5 protein-coding genes are annotated in these 2,635 nt (G+C 62.1%); 2 read left to right on the top strand and 3 right to left on the bottom strand.

Features of this window, described 5'->3' with window-relative positions; translation table 11 throughout:
• Both ACP69S_RS21965 and ACP69S_RS21960 read left to right on the top strand, forming a co-directional pair.
• Nucleotides 1-421 (top strand): hypothetical protein (locus tag ACP69S_RS21965; RefSeq protein ID WP_426000840.1); only part of this gene is annotated, 421 nt, incomplete at its 5' end.
• Between the two features lie 190 nt (nucleotides 422-611).
• Nucleotides 612-1,040 carry a MucR family transcriptional regulator gene (locus ACP69S_RS21960; protein ID WP_426000838.1) on the top strand — a complete coding sequence of 143 codons (429 nt, stop codon included), beginning with the start codon at nucleotides 612-614 and terminating at the stop codon, nucleotides 1,038-1,040.
• A 41-nt stretch (nucleotides 1,041-1,081) separates the two neighbouring features.
• Here the strand turns inward: ACP69S_RS21960 and ACP69S_RS21955 are convergent, their stop codons facing one another.
• Genes ACP69S_RS21955 through ACP69S_RS21945 form a run of 3 tightly spaced genes read right to left on the bottom strand, consistent with a single transcriptional unit; the run spans nucleotide 1,082 to nucleotide 2,345 of the window.
• A complete protein-coding gene (locus ACP69S_RS21955; protein WP_426000836.1) occupies nucleotides 1,082-1,579 on the bottom strand; it encodes an RES family NAD+ phosphorylase in 498 nt (165 codons plus the stop codon).
• 6 nt (nucleotides 1,580-1,585) lie between these two features.
• On the bottom strand, nucleotides 1,586-1,936 hold the full coding sequence (locus ACP69S_RS21950; RefSeq protein ID WP_426000834.1) for an antitoxin Xre/MbcA/ParS toxin-binding domain-containing protein: 351 nt from the start codon (nucleotides 1,934-1,936) through the stop codon (nucleotides 1,586-1,588).
• 43 nt (nucleotides 1,937-1,979) lie between these two features.
• On the bottom strand, nucleotides 1,980-2,345 hold the full coding sequence (locus ACP69S_RS21945) for a hypothetical protein (RefSeq protein ID WP_426000832.1): 366 nt from the start codon (nucleotides 2,343-2,345) through the stop codon (nucleotides 1,980-1,982).
• Between the last annotated feature and the right edge of the window lie 290 nt (nucleotides 2,346-2,635).

Raw genomic sequence — 2,635 nt, 5'->3', positions numbered from 1 at the left:
ATCCACAACCATCCGAACCGCTCGCTCGCGAACCTCAGGTGAAAACTTGTTCGTCGTCTTGCTTGTCATGGCCTCTTCCTCTCAGGAGTTGAGGCCTCCGGCAAACCCGGCGCGGTTCAATCGCACTGTGAACGCCCAAGATGTTGAGGCTGCGAGGCAATACCTTCTTCGTCCTGAATCGGCCCAGTTTTGGGACATCGCAAAGAGCAAAACGATGCAGGCTGACCTCATTGCCTGGGGCAAGGGGCGACCGGATCGTCAAGAGATGGCTGCGGTTTTTGTCCGAGTGTTTTCCGGCCTCAAGTTAGCCGCGTCGCGTAGCGCCGAAGAGGGCCGCAGCCTTTTCCGGCAATCGTTATGCGCAGCGGTGAACTGCGAAATCGCCTCACGGCCCGCGGCCATCGAAGCGACCCCGCGTTGAAGAGGAACAGTGCTAAGGTTCTAAGCCGGTTCCTACTGAGCGCGATCCCCTTGTCGCTCCCCTAGCTCGGCAGCCGGGCGCGCGCTTGCGGCGCCCTGTGCAGCGAGAGCGTCCTGGCGAGCGCCGGTTCTTCTGATAGATAACTCACAAAGCGGCGACGTGGGCCGCGTTCTATGTCGGGGGACACCGCATGGCTGAGCTGACCAAGGACCAGATGATCGCCCTCACCGCTCATGTGGTGGGCGCATACGTCGGCAACAACCGCGTGCCTGTCGTCGACCTGCCCGGCCTCGTAAAGAGCGTCTACAGCGCCCTTGCATTGACCGCAGTTCCGCCGCCTAGCGAGGCTGCGGCTCCCGTCGAGAAGGCAACAGCCTCACAGATCCGCAAAAGCATCACGCCTGACGCCCTGATCAGCTTCGAGGACGGCCGGCCCTATAAGACGTTAAAGCGCCACCTTACGAACCTCGGGCTCACGATCCCCGAATACAAGGCCAAGTGGGGCCTGCCTCAGGACTACCCGACGACCGCTCCGAGTTATTCGCAGGCGCGCTCGATGATGGCCAAGGCCCTGGGCCTCGGACAGGGCGGCCGCAAGTCGCCCAAGCGCGCCAAATAGGCCCAGGTCACCGCTCGATAAAGGCGGGCGCCGGCCGGAGATTAAGGGGGCAGGCGCCGCTCGTCGTCCACCAAGGTCAGGCGACTGGGCGCGGTTCCGCCCCAGGTCCACAGCACCAGGTTCATATCGGCGTGACCCGATCCCGGCGCAAAGCTGCGGACCAACAGGCCTTTGAATCCCTGGGCGATTAGGCGTTGGCTGAAAGCCTGAGTGCGCGACACGCCCAGCGCGATCATTTCGTCGCGCCAGCCGTTGTCAGCCAGCACCGTTGCGTCAATGTCTTCACGGGCAAGCGCATCTGCGTCCCGCCCATCGAAGATTTCCTCCACCTCAGCATCGTAGGACAGAAGCATCGTGGGCTGGAGGGCGCCGACCTGGTTGGCCTCGCGAACGGCGGTCATCACGTCCAGCGCCGCGTAAAGAGCTGGCGTGCCTTTTGCGTTGAAGCGGCCGCTATAGAGTTGCGCGCCCCGACCAGACAACGGTTGGCGGGCGTAGACGGGATTGAGCGCCCGATAGAGCGGACCGGAATACCGCACAGCGAGCTAGGCGTAGACGCCGGCGTCTACCGCATCGACATAGTCGAGAACCTCGTCGCCACGCCCATCTCTGACCAGCTGCATGGCCGTCTGCCCCGAAAATCCGGCCAACGGCTCTGATCGGAACCAAGCATAGGCGATCATGGCCGAACCAAACCGCGCCTCGACCTTATTGATGACCTCGACCATTTCCCGAAGGCGCCGCTGAGTGCGATCGGACTGCACGCGATCTTTGCGTTGAACAGCGTCACGGCCAAGGCCGACCGTGCGCGCCACTTCCTCGCTCGTCGTCTGAAACGCGTCGGCAATCTTGCGGGGCGCGAAGAATCCATCGTCGGCGTATGCGTGGAGCGCCATGTCGCCATTATCCTAATGCCACGTACTCTGACGAACTATAGCGTCAATATGTGCGACAGGCAAGGCAATCAGGCTTGTGCCGGGCGGTCGCCTGTCGGGCGGCGATCTGCGCGAAGACAGCGGCAGTATCAGCGTTGGCTTCATCTATGACCCCGGCAGCCTCTCTGGCCGGGAGGGCTTCAGACCCCGCCGCCCCGTCAAGGCGCCGGCGCTGCAGGAACTGGCGCTCGGGGCCGCCGGCATTGGAGACCGACACGACGAACTCTCCGCCATTCCCAGCAGGGACCGTCACCGGGAACATGAAACCGGTATTGGTCGGCCCGGCCGGGATGACGATCGTCAATGAGTGGTCGTAGTCCGGGGCTTCTACGCGAAGGAAGACCGCTGATTGTTCGGCGTCGAGATCCACGCTCACGCCCAGCCAGCACTTTCTGGCGGTTGGGACCACATCGACAACAATGGCGTCGCCTGCAACATCGATGAAGGGCTCACCTCATATGTGGACGACCCCCTCGACGGATCAAAGCTGATGACCATGGGACCGACGTCGGAGAACTACTTCTTCCCTCGGAACCGAGGATCGTAAGTCCACTTTCGAACTTTGGTGGCGGTGATTTTGGCGCTGTCGGGGTGTGATGGATTGATCACCACGTTCTGCTCTTCAGGAACGATGATTGATGGGACGAAGAGTAAGCAGGT

The organism is Caulobacter sp. DWR1-3-2b1 (assembly GCF_049895765.1).
Lineage (GTDB): Bacteria > Pseudomonadota > Alphaproteobacteria > Caulobacterales > Caulobacteraceae > Caulobacter.
This window is presented reverse-complemented; position numbering and strand designations above follow the sequence as displayed.

Coding starts and splice junctions, on each gene's coding strand:
- ACP69S_RS21960 (WP_426000838.1), top strand. CDS start 612: ATGGCTGAGCTGACCAAGGACCAGATGATCGCCCTCACCGCTCATGTG.
- ACP69S_RS21950 (WP_426000834.1), bottom strand. CDS start 1,936: ATGGCGCTCCACGCATACGCCGACGATGGATTCTTCGCGCCCCGCAAG.